Origin of the sequence: Pseudomonas putida W15Oct28 (genome assembly GCF_000708715.2) — a bacterium.
In the GTDB taxonomy this organism is placed as follows: domain Bacteria; phylum Pseudomonadota; class Gammaproteobacteria; order Pseudomonadales; family Pseudomonadaceae; genus Aquipseudomonas; species Aquipseudomonas putida_R.
This window is the reverse complement of the sequence record NZ_JENB01000014.1, coordinates 37,044-50,889: the sequence shown is the minus strand read 5'-3', so window position 1 is coordinate 50,889 and position 13,846 is coordinate 37,044. Positions and strand designations below refer to the sequence as shown.

The 13,846-nt window shown below is 64.7% G+C and carries 11 protein-coding genes; 4 read left to right on the top strand and 7 right to left on the bottom strand.

Going from position 1 to position 13,846, the window contains the following annotated elements:
* Nucleotides 1–20: 20 nt before the first annotated feature.
* Both eat and exaC read right to left on the bottom strand, forming a co-directional pair.
* Entirely contained in the window at nucleotides 21–1,469 is a 1,449-nt protein-coding gene (eat, locus tag AK81_RS11955; RefSeq protein WP_043199322.1) for an ethanolamine permease, read from the bottom strand.
* A 227-nt stretch (nucleotides 1,470–1,696) separates the two neighbouring features.
* Nucleotides 1,697–3,217, bottom strand: coding sequence for an acetaldehyde dehydrogenase ExaC (exaC, locus tag AK81_RS11950; protein WP_043199320.1), 1,521 nt, complete (start codon nucleotides 3,215–3,217; stop codon nucleotides 1,697–1,699).
* A gap of 255 nt (nucleotides 3,218–3,472) precedes the next feature.
* On the opposite strand from exaC, the gene AK81_RS11945 reads away from it, so the two are divergent.
* The 4 genes from AK81_RS11945 (at nucleotide 3,473) to AK81_RS11930 (ending at nucleotide 7,814) form a co-directional block, all read left to right on the top strand.
* Nucleotides 3,473–5,488 (top strand): sigma-54-dependent Fis family transcriptional regulator, encoded by a 2,016-nt coding sequence (locus AK81_RS11945; RefSeq protein ID WP_043199318.1) that lies wholly within the window; start codon nucleotides 3,473–3,475, stop codon nucleotides 5,486–5,488.
* Between the two features lie 66 nt (nucleotides 5,489–5,554).
* Nucleotides 5,555–6,904: a UDP-N-acetylmuramate:L-alanyl-gamma-D-glutamyl-meso-diaminopimelate ligase gene (gene mpl / locus AK81_RS11940; RefSeq protein WP_043199317.1), complete on the top strand. Its 1,350-nt coding sequence runs from the start codon at nucleotides 5,555–5,557 to the stop codon at nucleotides 6,902–6,904.
* The gene (gene ubiX / locus AK81_RS11935) at nucleotides 6,901–7,530 is read left to right on the top strand and encodes a flavin prenyltransferase UbiX (protein WP_019472370.1); all 630 of its coding nucleotides are present in this window, start codon (nucleotides 6,901–6,903) and stop codon (nucleotides 7,528–7,530) included. Before mpl ends, ubiX begins: the two co-directional genes overlap by 4 nt.
* A complete protein-coding gene (locus tag AK81_RS11930; protein ID WP_043199316.1) occupies nucleotides 7,527–7,814 on the top strand; it encodes a YceK/YidQ family lipoprotein in 288 nt (95 codons plus the stop codon). The genes ubiX and AK81_RS11930 overlap by 4 nt, the downstream gene beginning before the upstream one ends.
* A gap of 151 nt (nucleotides 7,815–7,965) precedes the next feature.
* On the opposite strand, the gene AK81_RS11925 is transcribed toward AK81_RS11930, so the two are convergent.
* From AK81_RS11925 to AK81_RS11905, 5 genes are all read right to left on the bottom strand, one after another.
* Nucleotides 7,966–8,613: an oxidoreductase gene (locus AK81_RS11925; RefSeq protein WP_043199313.1), complete on the bottom strand. Its 648-nt coding sequence runs from the start codon at nucleotides 8,611–8,613 to the stop codon at nucleotides 7,966–7,968.
* Nucleotides 8,614–8,640: 27 nt separating this feature from the next.
* Nucleotides 8,641–10,374 (bottom strand): C13 family peptidase, encoded by a 1,734-nt coding sequence (locus tag AK81_RS11920; protein ID WP_043199311.1) that lies wholly within the window; start codon nucleotides 10,372–10,374, stop codon nucleotides 8,641–8,643.
* 226 nt (nucleotides 10,375–10,600) lie between these two features.
* Nucleotides 10,601–11,665: a 2,3-butanediol dehydrogenase gene (locus tag AK81_RS11915; protein WP_241496074.1), complete on the bottom strand. Its 1,065-nt coding sequence runs from the start codon at nucleotides 11,663–11,665 to the stop codon at nucleotides 10,601–10,603.
* 52 nt (nucleotides 11,666–11,717) lie between these two features.
* The gene (locus AK81_RS11910; RefSeq protein ID WP_043199306.1) at nucleotides 11,718–12,824 is read right to left on the bottom strand and encodes an acetoin dehydrogenase dihydrolipoyllysine-residue acetyltransferase subunit; all 1,107 of its coding nucleotides are present in this window, start codon (nucleotides 12,822–12,824) and stop codon (nucleotides 11,718–11,720) included.
* The gene (locus tag AK81_RS11905; RefSeq protein WP_043199305.1) at nucleotides 12,821–13,843 is read right to left on the bottom strand and encodes an alpha-ketoacid dehydrogenase subunit beta; all 1,023 of its coding nucleotides are present in this window, start codon (nucleotides 13,841–13,843) and stop codon (nucleotides 12,821–12,823) included. The genes AK81_RS11910 and AK81_RS11905 overlap by 4 nt, the downstream gene beginning before the upstream one ends.
* Nucleotides 13,844–13,846 lie beyond the last annotated feature (3 nt).

Genomic DNA, 13,846 nt, shown 5'->3' with positions numbered 1-13,846 from the left:
CCCGCGGCGGGTGGCGGCAATCAGTGCAGGGCCTCTTCGGCCTGCTGGATGGCGGCGAATTCCTCTTCCGGCGTGCCCGCGACCAGGTGGTGGCGGCTGTAGAAAGCAAAGTAGGCAATCAATACCGCATAGATCACTGCCGCGCCAATCACCACCCGTGGGTCGACCAGGAAGCCGGCAACCACGGCGATGCACGCCAGCACCAGCGCCACGCCCGAAGTGAAGATGCCACCAGGGGTGCGGTACGGGCGCTCCATCTTCGGCCGGCGGATGCGCAGGGTGATGTGCGCAGCCATCATCAGCACATAGGACAGCGTAGCGCCGAACACCGCCACCAGGATCAGCAAGTCGCCCTGGCCGGTCAGCGAAAGGGCAAAGCCGATGATGCCGGGAATGATCAGGGCCAGTACCGGGGCCTTGCTCTTGTTGGTCTCCGACAGCTTGCGCGGCAGGTAGCCGGCACGGGACAGGGCGAAGATCTGCCGGGAATAGGCGTAGATGATCGAGAAGAAGCTGGCGATCAGCCCGGCCAGGCCGACCAGGTTGACGAAGCCGCCCATCCAGGTGCTGCCGCCGTAGGCTTTGGACAGTGCTTCGACCAGTGGGTTACCGGAAGCCTTCAGCGCTTCGGAGCCGGCACCGCCGGGGCCGACCACCAGGATCAGCAGGGCGAAGGCCAGCAGCACCAGCATGGCGCCGATCAGGCCGCGTGGCAGGTCACGCTTGGGGTTCTTGGTTTCTTCGGCGGCCAGCGGCACGCCTTCGACGGCCAGGAAGAACCAGATGGCGTAAGGGATGGCCGCCCACACGCCGACATAGCCGAACGGCAGGAAGCTGCTGGCGCCTACTGCGTCCGTTTTGGCGATGTCGAACAGGTTGGCTGCATCAAAATGGGGCACCATGCTCACCAGGAACACCGCCAGGGCGATGGCCGCGACGGCGGTGATGATGAACATCAGTTTCAACGCTTCACCCACGCCGAAGATGTGGATGCCGATAAACACGATATAGAACGCCAGGTAGATCACCCAGCCACCGATGCCGAACAGCGACTCGCAATAGGCGCCGATGAACACGGCGATGGCCGCGGGCGCAATGGCGTATTCGATGAGGATTGCCGTGCCGGTCAAAAAGCCGCCCCACGGGCCGAAGGCACTGCGGGCAAAACCGTAGCCGCCGCCTGCGGTAGGGATCATCGACGACAGTTCGGCCAGCGAGAAGCACATGCACAGGTACATGGTGGCCATCAGCAAGGTGGCGAGGAACATGCCGCCCCAGCCGCCCTGGGCCAGGCCGAAGTTCCAGCCGGCATAGTCGCCGGAGATGACATAGGCCACGCCCAGGCCGACCAGCAGTACCCAGCCGGCGGCGCCTTTTTTCAGTTCACGTTGCTGGAAGTAGTCCGACCCGACCTTTTCGAAGTCGACGGAAGAGCCTGCCGGCGCGCCGGCGGAATGATCGCTTGGCATAGATTCACCTGTTGTTTTTCTTGGTGGCCGGAAGGGTTCCGGGCCGATGGTGATGGGTACTGCAGGAAGCGAGCCAGAGCGGCTGGTGCACGGTTGCCGCCCTGTTTTTGTGTAAGCAGGTCCGGCCTCTTCGCGGGCTTGCCCGCTCCCACAGGGTGCGCGGTCCCTGTAGGAGCGGCCTTGTGTCGCGATGGGCTGCAAAGCAGCCCCCGAGGCCATCCCAGGTTTTAGAAGAAGCCCAACGGATTGATGTCGTAGCTCACCAGCAGGTTCTTGGTCTGCTGATAGTGGTCGAGCATCATCTTGTGGGTTTCACGGCCGACACCGGACTTCTTGTACCCGCCAAACGCCGCATGCGCCGGGTACAGGTGGTAGCAGTTGGTCCACACACGGCCAGCCTTGATTCCGCGGCCCATGCGGTAGGCACGGTTGATGTCGCGGGTCCACACGCCGGCACCCAGGCCGAACTCGGTGTCGTTGGCAATCGCCAGTGCTTCGGCTTCGTCCTTGAAGGTGGTGACGCTGACCACCGGGCCGAAGATTTCTTCCTGGAACACGCGCATCTTGTTGTTGCCCTTGAGCAGGGTCGGCTGGATGTAGTAACCGGTGGCCAGCGAGCCTTCCAGCTTCTCGACCTTGCCGCCGGTCAGCAGCTCGGCGCCTTCTTCCTGGGCGATCTGCAGGTACGAGAGAATCTTCTCGAACTGCTGCTGCGAAGCCTGGGCGCCGACCATGGTGTCGGTGTCCAGCGGGTCGCCGCGCTTGATCTGCAGCACCTTCTTCATCACCACTTCCATGAACTGCGGGTAGATCGACTCCTGTACCAGCGCACGCGATGGGCAGGTGCACACCTCGCCCTGGTTGAAGAACGCCAGCACCATGCCCTCGGCAGCCTTGTCGATGAAGCTCGGCTCGGCCTGCATGATGTCTTCGAAGTACACGTTCGGCGACTTGCCGCCCAGCTCGACAGTGGACGGGATGATGTTTTCGGCTGCGCATTTCATGATGTGCGAGCCCACCGGAGTTGAACCGGTAAAGGCGATCTTGGCGATACGCTTGCTGGTAGCCAGGGCTTCACCGGCTTCGCGGCCAAAGCCTTGCACCACGTTGAGCACGCCAGGTGGCAGCAGGTCGCCGATCACTTCCAGCAGCACGGTGATACCCAGTGGCGTCTGCTCGGCAGGCTTGAGCACCACGCAGTTACCGGCGGCCAGCGCAGGCGCCAGCTTCCAGGCGGCCATCAGGATCGGGAAGTTCCACGGAATGATCTGCCCCACAACGCCCAGCGGCTCGTGGATGTGATAGGCCACGGTGCCTTCGTTGATTTCGGCAGCGCCGCCTTCCTGGGCGCGGATGCAGCCGGCGAAGTAGCGGAAGTGGTCGACGGCCAGCGGGATGTCGGCGTTGAGGGTTTCGCGGACGGGCTTGCCGTTGTCCCAGGTTTCGGTGATGGCCAGTATTTCAAGGTTCTGCTCAATGCGGTCGGCAATCTTCAGCAGCACGTTGGAGCGGTCCTGCACCGAAGTGCGGCCCCAGGCGTCGGCAGCGGCGTGGGCGGCGTCGAGCGCCTTATCGATGTCTTCGGCAGTGGAGCGGGGGAATTCGGCGATCAGTTTGCCATTCACCGGGGACGTATTCTCGAAGTACTGCCCCTTGACCGGAGCTACGAACTCGCCACCGATGTAGTTGCCGTAGCGGCTCTTGAAGGAAACCTTCGCGCCCTCGGTACCGGGATGTGCGTAACGCATGGTGTGTCTCCTGGCTGTTATGTTTGTTGAGGAGTTGAGAAGCGTAGAGCAAAGGTCGGGCCAGCGTTGCGCACGCCAGGCAAATCAATGACTTGGGTCAGTTTCCTGGGCACGGTGAACGGCCGCTGTGCCAGCGTCGGTACACGCGGGGGTGACACTTTGTGCCATTTGCGACACGTCACCGCCGGCTGCATTGCAAAGCCTTCCCGGGTGGAGGATGCTGGTGTGACTCTCTATCTGCAGAGAACTACAACAATGCAGAGCAATCACTTCAGTCGCCATGCCCAGCAAGTCCATACCGTTGCCCATGGTGGCGCCGGGGAGGGCGGCAGTGACCCGTCCATCGCCCGCTCCTGGCTGCGCTGCCTGGAGGACTACCACCTCGACCCTGCTGTGATCGCGGCCCCGGTGGTGCTTGAGCACGGGCGCCTGCTGGAAAGCCGCGAGCGCCTGTGCCAGGTGCTGCAAATTGCCGACCCTGAAATGAACAGCCTGCACCAGCAGCTTTCCGGGGCCGGCCACGCGGTACTGCTGACCGACGCCCGCGGGGTGATCCTCAATTGCGTCAGCGCGCCCACCGAGCGGCGCAGCTTTGAGCGTGCCGGGCTGTGGCTGGGCGCCGACTGGAGCGAAGCGCGCGAAGGCACCAACGGCATCGGCACCTGCCTGGTCGAGCGCCAGGCCCTGACCATCCACCAGAACGAGCACTTCCGTGGCCGCCATACCGGGCTGACCTGCTCGGCAAGCCCGGTGTTCGACCCCCATGGCGAATTGCTGGCGGTGCTTGATGTGTCGTCGGCCCGGCCCGATGTTTCCCGCCAGAGCCAGTTCCACACCATGGCGTTGGTCAACCTTTCGGCGAAGATGATCGAAAGCTGCTATTTCCTGCGCCATTTCGAGCAGCAGTGGCTGCTGCGTTTCCACCTGCAGGCCGAGTCGGTCGGCCTGTTCAGCGAAGGGCTGCTGGCCTTCGACGGTGACGGGCGCATCTGCGCGGCCAACCAGAGCGCGCTGAACCTGCTGGGTACCGTGCGCGGTGGCGTGCTTGGCAAACCCATGCAGCGCTTCTTCGCTTGCAGCCACGACGAATTGTTCAACCGCGCCATGCCTACTGGCAGTACGGTATGGCCGTTACACACCCTGGACGGCCGCCAGGTCTTCGCCAGCCTGCGTGGCCAGGCACGTACGCCGGTGTGGTCAGTGCCCACGGCCTACCGGCAGCCCGTGCGCGAAGCGGAGCCGGCCATCTGCCTGCTCGACCCGGCGTTGCAAAACGACTTTCGCCGTTGCGTGCGGGTGTTCGAGCGTGATGTGCCGTTGCTGCTGCGCGGCGAAACCGGCTGTGGCAAGGAGGCCTTCGCCCAGGCCGTGCACCAGGCCAGCGAGCGGCGCGGCAAGCCGTTTGTCGCCATCAACTGCGCCTCGATCCCGGAGAGCCTGATCGAAAGCGAGTTGTTCGGTTACCGCGGTGGCAGCTTTACCGGCGCGCGCAAGGAGGGCATGCGCGGCAAGCTGCTGCAGGCTGACGGCGGGACCTTGCTGCTGGACGAGATCGGCGACATGCCGCTGGCCCTGCAAACCCGCCTGCTGCGGGTGCTGGAAGAGCGCCAGGTGGTGCCCATAGGTGGTGAACCGCAGGCGGTTGACGTGCGCATTGTCAGCGCTACCCACCGCGACCTGCTGGAGCGGGTGGCGCAGGGCAGTTTCCGCGAGGACCTGTACTACCGCCTGAATGGCCTGGAGGTAGCGTTGCCGGCGGTGCGCGATCGCAGTGACAAGGCGCAGTTGCTGGACTTCCTGCTGCGTCAGGAGGCGCAGGGGCAACGGGTCGAAATCGAACCCCGGGCGCGGCAGGCACTGCTCGACTTCGCCTGGCCGGGGAACGTGCGGCAGATGCGCAATGTGCTGCGTACCCTGGTGGCGCTTTGCGAAGAAGCCCGCATTTCATTCTCTGATCTCCCCACGATTATCCGTAGCAACGCAAATCCTGTGGGAGCGGGCACGCCCGCGAAGACGTCCGATCAAACGACGCAAGGCGAGGGCGTTGCCCTCGTTCGCGGGCTCGCCCGCTCCCACAGGTTTAGCGTTGGCCCAGGAATTGATGGTGAACCCTTGGGTACCGAGTTTTTGCAGGACGCGGAACGGCAAGCGCTCATGGAGATGCTGGAGGCAAAACACTGGCACCTGACCCGCGTCGCCGAGCACCTGGGCATCAGCCGCAATACCTTGTATCGAAAACTGCGCAAACACGGCATCACCAGGGCTGACTGAGCGAAACAGCGGGTGCGATTTGTCGCGCCCTGGGCTACCCTGCCTCGATGTTTTGCGAGGTCGACCATGCATATTCACATTCTCGGTATTTGCGGCACTTTCATGGGTTCGCTGGCGGTTTTGGCCAAGGAACTTGGCCATCGCGTCACCGGCTCGGACGCCAACGTCTATCCCCCGATGAGCACCCAGCTCGAAGCCCAGGGCATCGAATTGACCCAAGGCTATGACCCGGCCCAGCTGGACCCGGCGCCAGACCTGGTGGTCATCGGCAATGCCATGTCCCGTGGCAACCCGGCGGTGGAGTACGTGCTGAACAAGGGCCTGCCCTATGTTTCCGGCCCGCAATGGCTGGCTGACCACGTGCTGCAAGGCCGCTGGGTACTGGCCGTTGCCGGCACCCATGGCAAGACCACCACCAGCAGCATGCTGGCCTGGGTGCTGGAACATGCCGGCATGAGCCCGGGCTTCCTGATTGGCGGTGTGCCGCAGAACTTCTCGGTGTCGGCGCGCCTGGGCGATACGCCGTTCTTCGTGGTCGAAGCCGACGAGTACGACAGCGCCTTCTTCGACAAACGCTCGAAGTTCGTCCACTACCACCCGCGTACCGCGATCCTCAACAACCTTGAGTTCGATCACGCGGACATCTTCCCGGACCTGGCCTCGATCGAGCGGCAGTTCCACCACCTGGTGCGCACCATTCCGGGCGAAGGCCTGGTCATTCACCCCACTACCGAGCCAGCGCTGGAGCGGGTGATCGGCATGGGCTGCTGGACCCCGGTGCAGACGACCGGCGAAGGTGGCCAGTGGCAGGCGCGCCTGCTCAGCCCGGACGGCTCGCGTTTCGAAGTGCTGTTCGAGGGCGAAGCCCAAGGCGTGGTGGACTGGGCAATGACTGGCCAGCACAACGTCGCCAACGCCCTGGCTACCTTGGCAGCGGCCCGCCATGTTGGCGTGGTGCCGGCCATGGGTATCGAAGGCCTCAGCGCCTTCAAGAGCGTCAAGCGGCGCATGGAGAAGGTTGCCGAAGTGCAGGGCGTGACCATCTACGATGACTTCGCCCACCACCCGACCGCCATCGCCACCACCCTCGACGGCCTGCGCAAGCGCGTTGGCGAGGCGCCGGTGATTGCCGTGATCGAGCCACGCTCCAACTCGATGAAGCTGGGCGCCCACCGTGACGGCTTGCCGGAAAGCGTCAACGACGCCGACCAGGTGATCTGGTACGCCCCGGCCAACCTCGGCTGGGACTTGGCTGCCACTGCGGCGAAGTGCAAGGTACCGAGCGTGGTGGCCGACAGCCTCGACGCGATCATCGAACGGGTCAAAGGCCAGGCACGGCCGGGCACCCACGTGGTGATCATGAGCAACGGCGGCTTTGGTGGCCTGCACGGCAAGCTGGCCGAGGCCCTGAAGTGAGCGGGCCGGAACGCATCACCCTGGCCATGACGGGCGCCTCGGGCGCCCAGTATGGCCTGCGCCTGCTCGATTGCCTGGTGCGCGAGGACCGCGAGGTGCATTTCCTGATCTCCAAGGCCGCGCAGCTGGTGATGGCCACCGAGACCGACGTGGTGCTGCCGGCCAAGCCCCAGGCGATGCAGGCATTCCTCACCGAATACACCGGCGCCGCCGATGGGCAGATCCGTGTGTACGGCAAGGAAGACTGGATGTCGCCGGTAGCCTCCGGCTCAGGCGCCCCGGCGGCGATGGTGGTGGTGCCCTGTTCCACCGGCACCCTGTCGGCGATCGCCACGGGTGCCTGCAACAACCTGATCGAACGCGCTGCCGACGTTACCCTCAAGGAGCGTCGCCAGCTGATCCTGGTGCCGCGCGAAGCGCCGTTTTCCACCATCCACCTGGAAAACATGCTCAAGCTGTCGCAAATGGGCGCGGTGATCCTGCCGGCGGCGCCGGGCTTCTATCACCAGCCGCAGACCATCGACGACCTGGTCGACTTTGTCGTGGCGCGCATTCTCAACCTGCTTGCCATTCCCCAGGACATGTTGCCGCGTTGGGGCGAGCACCACTTCGGGGTGGATGATTGAAGCGAGCGCTGTTGGGTGTGGCGGTGTTGGTGATGCTGGGTGGCTGCGCCACGGTGCGCACGCTGGATGCAGCAAAACCAGGCGCGCCGGTGGTGTATGCCGGGACCCGGCTGGATTTGTACGTGATCAATGGCGGGTGCTGCCCGCGGGACCATTACGGCGCTGACGCACCGGCGTATCCAGGCCTGGACCTGCCCGGCAGCATGCTGCTCGATACCCTGTTGCTGCCGTTGTCATTGCTGACAGCAGCCGGTGTGGGCTTCCAAGCTACTGGCGGCCTCTAGCCAGCGCCGCGCACCCTTGTAGGAGCGGCCTTGTGTCGCGATAGGGCCGCGAAGCGGCCCCAGCAGTTGTTGCGCTAACGCTAAAATCTGGGGGCCGCTTTGCGGCCCTTTCGCGACACAAGGCCGCTCCTACAACGGTGCAGTGCAGCTTTCAGGGGGTCTTGCCCAACTTGCGAAGCTCATCGGACTCCACAATCCGCACCCCGTCCTCTTCCTCCAGCGCCAGCCGCCACAAGGCCCGGGCCAAAGTACAAGCCTCGATACCCCGGTACTTGCCAGGTATCAACCTGGAAAACGGCGAAACCAGCTGTTCCGCCAGCCGTGGCTCGATCCGCTCGCCCAGCAGCAACGACGGCCGCACAATCGTCAGCTGCGGCCAGTCCTGGGCCTTGAGCGCTTCTTCCATCTCGCCCTTGACCCGGTTGTAGAAAATCGAGGATTTCGGGTCGGCGCCTAGCGCACTGACCACCAGCAGATGCCGCGCGCCCATCTCCCGGGCACGCTTGCTGAACGCCACGACCATGTCCAGGTCCACTGCGCGGAAGGCCGATTCGGAGCCGGCCTGCTTCAGCGTGGTACCCAGGCAGCAGTAGGCGATATCGACCCGCCCGGCCAGCTGTGGAAGGAATACCGCCGGGTCGCCCACCGGGTTTTCCAGGTGCGGGTGCTCGGCCAGCGGCCGGCGGGTAGGCGCCAGTACGCGGGTGATGGTGGGTTCGTTGAGCAGGCGGTCCAGCAGGTGTTCACCGGTCAGGCCGGTGGCACCGGCAAGCAGGACATGCTGAGGCGTCAAATACATGATGTCTCTCCCTTGTTACACACAAGCTTAGTGGCTGCCAGGCGTTTTTGCCTGTACCCCCACGTTGGCCTGTGCGGCGTTACGCAATGCTTCTTCGGCCTGTTGCCGGCGCAGGCGCTGCCAGTGTTCAAGTACGGCTGGCGGTGCCCACAGCTGTGGCTCCGAGGCCTCGAAGCCTTCCCTTTGTTCTCTTTCGGCAACGCTGGCGCGTGCCAGTTCAAACGCCTGTTTCAGGTCGTCGGTCTGGTTCAGTGCTTCAGCGAACAACGCATCGCCAAAATAGGTGAAGTCGGCTTCTTCCGAGCACCCGAAGGACACGCGGTCGGCCCGGGCGGCGGTCATGATCAGCGTGCGATCGTCCTTGAGCGGCGCGATGTAGCCACCTGAATAGCAAGCCGAGATGACGATTACCTTGTCGCGGTCCTTGAGCGGCGCCAGGGCAGTGGCCAGCTCGTCGGCAGAAAGGTCGGCCAGCTGCAGGCGCGGCTGGTCGAGCACCAACTGGTGGTCCTGGCTGCCATGGCTGGTGAAGTAGATGAACACCAGGTCCTCCGGGCCGCTGCGCTCGGCCAGGGTAGTGGCGGCGCGGGTGAGGTTCTCGCGGGTGGCCATGGGCCGGGTGGCCATGTGGTCGCGGTGGTTGACCAGGGTCACCTGGCCGCGGGCGCCAAAGCGCACCTTGAGCATGTTGCTGACGTAGTCGGCTTCGCGCAGGAACACGCTTTGCTGGCCATCGCCGGCCACCACCAGGCTGTACAGCTGGATGGGCGGCGCCGAGCGCGGTACCCGGGCCAGCGCCTCTTCCAGCAGCCGGCCCTGGTTGAGCAGGGCCAGGTCCAGTGGGTCGGGCAGCAGCTTGCCTTTCTGGTCGCGTACGCGCACCCCGTTGGCCCAGGTGCCGCCTTCGATCTGGCCACTGGGCAGGGTCAGCTGCCCATGGCCATGGTAGGCATCGTTCAGGAAGCCGCCGACGTACGTGCTTCCGTCGGCCAGTTGCAGGCTGCCCTGGCCCGACAGGCGCCAGTCGACGAACTCGCCCTTGTAGTGGCTGCCGTCGCTGCCCAGCAGTTCGCCTTCACCCATCAGCGAGCCGTCCTTGAATTCACCGATCCAGACATCGCCATCGGCATTTTCGTAGCGGCCGCGGCCTTCCAGGCGGTTGTCCTTGAATTCACCGATGTACTGCTCGCCGTCGACGCTGTCGTACGTGCCGCTGCCTTGCAGCTGACCGTTGACGAAGCGGCCACTGAACTGGTTGCCGCTGGCATCGCTGCGTACTCCGGCGCCGTTGGGCTTGCCCTTGGCGAACAGGCCTTGGTAGCGGCTGCCGTCGGCCAGTTCCAGCTCGCCCGCGCCTTCGTACAGGTCATCCTTGAACTGGCCGCGGTAGGTCTGGTCGGCTTGCTTGAGCGTGCCTTCGCCATCGCGGCGGCCGTGCTTGAAGGTGCCGCCATAGTGGCTGCCCGGGGTGGTCAGGTCGCCCAGGCCCTGAAACAGCCCCTCGGCGAACTGGCCACGGTACACCTCGCCGTTCTGGCCATGCCATTCGCCCTGGCCATGCCACTGGCCGTCCTTGAAACCGCCGGCGTACCAGCTGCCGTTGGGGTAGTCGATACGGCCCTCGCCCTGCAGCAGGCCATCGACCACCTGCCCCCGGTAACGCCCCCCATCGGGCAGGCGTGCGTCTGGCGGGAGCAGCGATTCGCCATCGCCACAGGCGGCGAGCAGCAGGACCAGGGTAATGGGGAGCAGTGGACGCATGGCGAGGACCGGGCAATAGGTCTGCCGAGTATGACGCAGAATGGGATCCTGAGACAGCGAGCACAGATGCTGGCGCATTGCCCTGTAGGAGCGGCCTTGTGTCGCGAAAGGGCTGCACAGCAGCCCCAGGATTTCTGCCATCCCGCAAAAATGCTGGGGCTGCTGCGCAGCCCTTTCGCGACACAAGGCCGCTCCTACAGGATCTGCGCAGGCTGTACAGCGGGAGTCAGCGCACGCCCGGCGAAACGATGATCTTCACGTTCTCCTCTTTGTTGTTCACCAGTTCCTCGAAGCCCAGCTCGACAATCTGCTCCAGCCCGATCCGCCCGGTCACCAGCGGGCGGATGTCCAGCCGGCCGTCAGCGATAAAGGCAATCACATCGGCAAACTCGCCGTTGTACGCCAACGCTCCCAGCACCTGCTTCTCGGTGGACACCAGCTCGAAGAAGTTGAACTCGCTGGGCTCTTCGAAAATGCCCACCAGCACACATTTGCCCGCCTTGCGGATGGTGTCGATGGCCAGCTTGGCCGTGTGCTTGTTGCCGATGCACTCAAAGCTCACATCCGCCCCCAGCCCGGCGGTCAGTGCGCGGATTTCCGCCAGGGCGTCGCACTGGCTGGGGTCGAGCACCACGCTGGCACCCACCTCTTTGGCTTTGGCTTTGCGTGCCGTGGACATCTCCAGGGCGATGACCTTCGCCGCCCCGGCGGCTTTGGCGCACATGATGGTGCACAGGCCGATGGTGCCGGCGCCTACCACCACCACAGTTTGCCCAAGCAGGCTGCCGGCCTTTTTCACTGCGTGCATGCCCACCGCCAGCGGTTCGATCAGTGCCCCTGCCTCTGCCGGGAAGCCTTGTGGCAGGCGGTACAACAAATTGGCAGGCACGTTGACCAGCTCGGCGAAGGCGCCGTTGTTCATCAGGCCGGTGAAGGCCAGGCGTTCGCAGATGTTGTACAGGCCGTGGGTGCAGTAATAGCAGGTGCCGCAATGCTGGCAGGCGTCCGCCGCCACGGGGTCGCCCACCGCGAAGCCTTCCACGCCTTCACCGAGCTTGGCGATCTGCCCGCAGAATTCGTGGCCGAGGATGCACTGGCCCTGGATGCCGGTCAGCGGGTGAGGGGCCTCCACCGGGATGAATACCGGGCCGGCGACGTATTCGTGCAGGTCGGAGCCGCAGATGCCGCACCAGTCCACCTTGATCTGTACCCAGCCCGGCGCAGGGTCGGCTGGCAAAGGTACCTGTTCGACGCGAATATCGTTGCGGCCATGCCAGACGGCGGCGCGCATATGGTTGTGGCTCAGGTCATTCATTGTTGTTCTCCAGGCTCACGTAAAGGGCTTAGTGCTTGCGCAGGAACGCGAGCAGTTGCTGGTTGACCTGTTCGGCCGCCTCCATCTGCACCATGTGCCCAGCCTCCGGCAGCACCAGTACTTCTGCCTCCAGGCCCTCGGCTTGGCTGGCCGGGATGATCGCGTCCTTGCCGCCCCACACCACCAGTGCCGGATGCTGCCCCAGCACCCCGCGCAGGTCGTGGCGCTGGCGGTCGCCGTCAGCGAGGGCCGATGCCAGCTGGCGCAAGGCGTCATCAACACCTTCCAGGCGCTTGAACTTGAGCATGTCCTCCAGCATTTGCCGGGTGACCAGCGCCGGGTCGGCAAACAGTTGCACCATCTGCGGTTTGAGGGCGTTGCGGTTGGCAGCGGCGACGAAGCCTTGCAGGTACTGCCCGTTGATCGACTCGCCCAGGCCGGCACTGGCCACCAGGCTCAGGCTGGCCACCCGCTGCGGCGCCAGGCGTGCCACGTTGAGGCTGACCGCGCCGCCCATGGAATGGCCCGCCAGGTGGGCCTTGGCGATGTCCAGGTGGTCGAGCAGGGCCAGCACGGTTTCGCTCAGTTCATCCAGGTCGCCCCGTTGCAGGGCCTTGGCCGACTCGCCGTGCCCCGGCAGGTCCAGGGCGATCACGCGGCGTTCGGCGGCCAGCGCCGGGTGGTTGAACAGCCAGTTGTTGAGGTCGCCGCCAAAACCGTGCACCAGCACCAGCGGCGTGCCGCCTTCTCCCAGCTCGAACCAGCGCAGCAGGCGGCCACCCACTTCTGCCTTCTGAGGGGCCGGCCCCTGCGCCTGATCGGCACCCCCTTCGGCGACGAACTCGGCCTGGAAGCGCTGCACCAGCGCATCGATTTCCGCTTCTTCGGCTTCGCCTTCCACCACCACGGCCAGCAACGCGCCGACCGGCAGGGTTTCATCCGGCCTCGCCACCTGGCGGCGCAGCACGCCACTGAACGGGGCTTCGACGCTGCTGCTGATCTTGTCGGTCTCGACGTCCAGCACCTCGTCGCCCTTGTTGATTTCGTCACCTTCCTGCTTGAGCCAGGTGTCCACCCGGCCTTCGGTCATCGACAGGCCCCACTTGGGCATGGTCAGGGTATGGATCTGGCTCATGCGGCACTCCTTGCGGCTTCGATCACCTTGCGCACGGCCGCTTCGATCTTCGCCGCGTCAGGGATGTACAGGTCTTCCAGGGCATCGGAGAACGGCACCGGGGTGTGCGGTGCGGTGACCATTTCGATAGGGCCCTTGAGTGCCCCGAAAGCCTTTTGCGCCACCAGCGCGCTGATGTCGGTGGCCATCGAGCAGCGCGGGTTGGCTTCGTCGATCACCACCAGGCGGCCGGTTTTTTCCACACTTTCAAGAATGCTGTCTTCGTCCAGCGGGCTGGTGGTGCGCAGGTCCAGCACTTCGCAATCGATGCCCTGGCGGGCCAGGTTGTTGGCAGCCTCAAGTGCCACGTGGACCATGCGGCCATAAGTGACCAGGGTCACGTCGTCACCATCGCGCAGGAAGTTGGCCTCGCCGAACGGCACGGTGTACACCTCTTCCGGCACCTCGCCCTGCATGCTGTACAGCAGCTTGTGCTCACAGAAGATCACCGGGTCGTTGTCACGGATCGCCTGTATCAGCAGGCCCTTGGCATCGTACGGCGAGGATGGGCACACCACCTTCAGGCCGGGGATGTGCGTCCACAGCGAGGTGAGCATCTGCGAGTGCTGGGCGGCCGCACGCAGGCCGGCGCCGTACATGGTGCGCATCACCAGCGGGGTGACCGCCTTGCCGCCGAACATGTAGCGGAACTTGGCGGCCTGGTTGAGGATCTGGTCCAGGCAGCAGCCGGCAAAGTCCACGAACATCAGTTCGCACACCGGGCGCAGGCCTTGGGTGGCGGCACCGACGGCAGCGCCGACGTAGCCGATTTCCGACAGCGGTGCGTCCAGCACGCGGCCCGGGAACTGGTGATACAGGCCCTTGGTCACGCCCAGTACGCCACCCCAGGCGTCCTCCTCGCCGGGTGCACCGGCACCGCCGGCAACGTCTTCGCCAATGATGAACACCGTGTTGTCGCGGCGCATTTCCTGGGCCAGGGCTTCGTTGATGGCCTGCTGGTAGCTGATCTTTCTTGCCATGGT

Coding starts and splice junctions, on each gene's coding strand:
- AK81_RS11910 (WP_043199306.1), bottom strand. CDS start 12,824: ATGAGCCAGATCCATACCCTGACCATGCCCAAGTGGGGCCTGTCGATG.
- AK81_RS11945 (WP_043199318.1), top strand. CDS start 3,473: ATGCAGAGCAATCACTTCAGTCGCCATGCCCAGCAAGTCCATACCGTT.
- AK81_RS11925 (WP_043199313.1), bottom strand. CDS start 8,613: ATGTATTTGACGCCTCAGCATGTCCTGCTTGCCGGTGCCACCGGCCTG.
- AK81_RS11920 (WP_043199311.1), bottom strand. CDS start 10,374: ATGCGTCCACTGCTCCCCATTACCCTGGTCCTGCTGCTCGCCGCCTGT.
- eat (WP_043199322.1), bottom strand. CDS start 1,469: ATGCCAAGCGATCATTCCGCCGGCGCGCCGGCAGGCTCTTCCGTCGAC.
- AK81_RS11905 (WP_043199305.1), bottom strand. CDS start 13,843: ATGGCAAGAAAGATCAGCTACCAGCAGGCCATCAACGAAGCCCTGGCC.
- exaC (WP_043199320.1), bottom strand. CDS start 3,217: ATGCGTTACGCACATCCCGGTACCGAGGGCGCGAAGGTTTCCTTCAAG.
- mpl (WP_043199317.1), top strand. CDS start 5,555: ATGCATATTCACATTCTCGGTATTTGCGGCACTTTCATGGGTTCGCTG.
- AK81_RS11915 (WP_241496074.1), bottom strand. CDS start 11,665: ATGCGCGCCGCCGTCTGGCATGGCCGCAACGATATTCGCGTCGAACAG.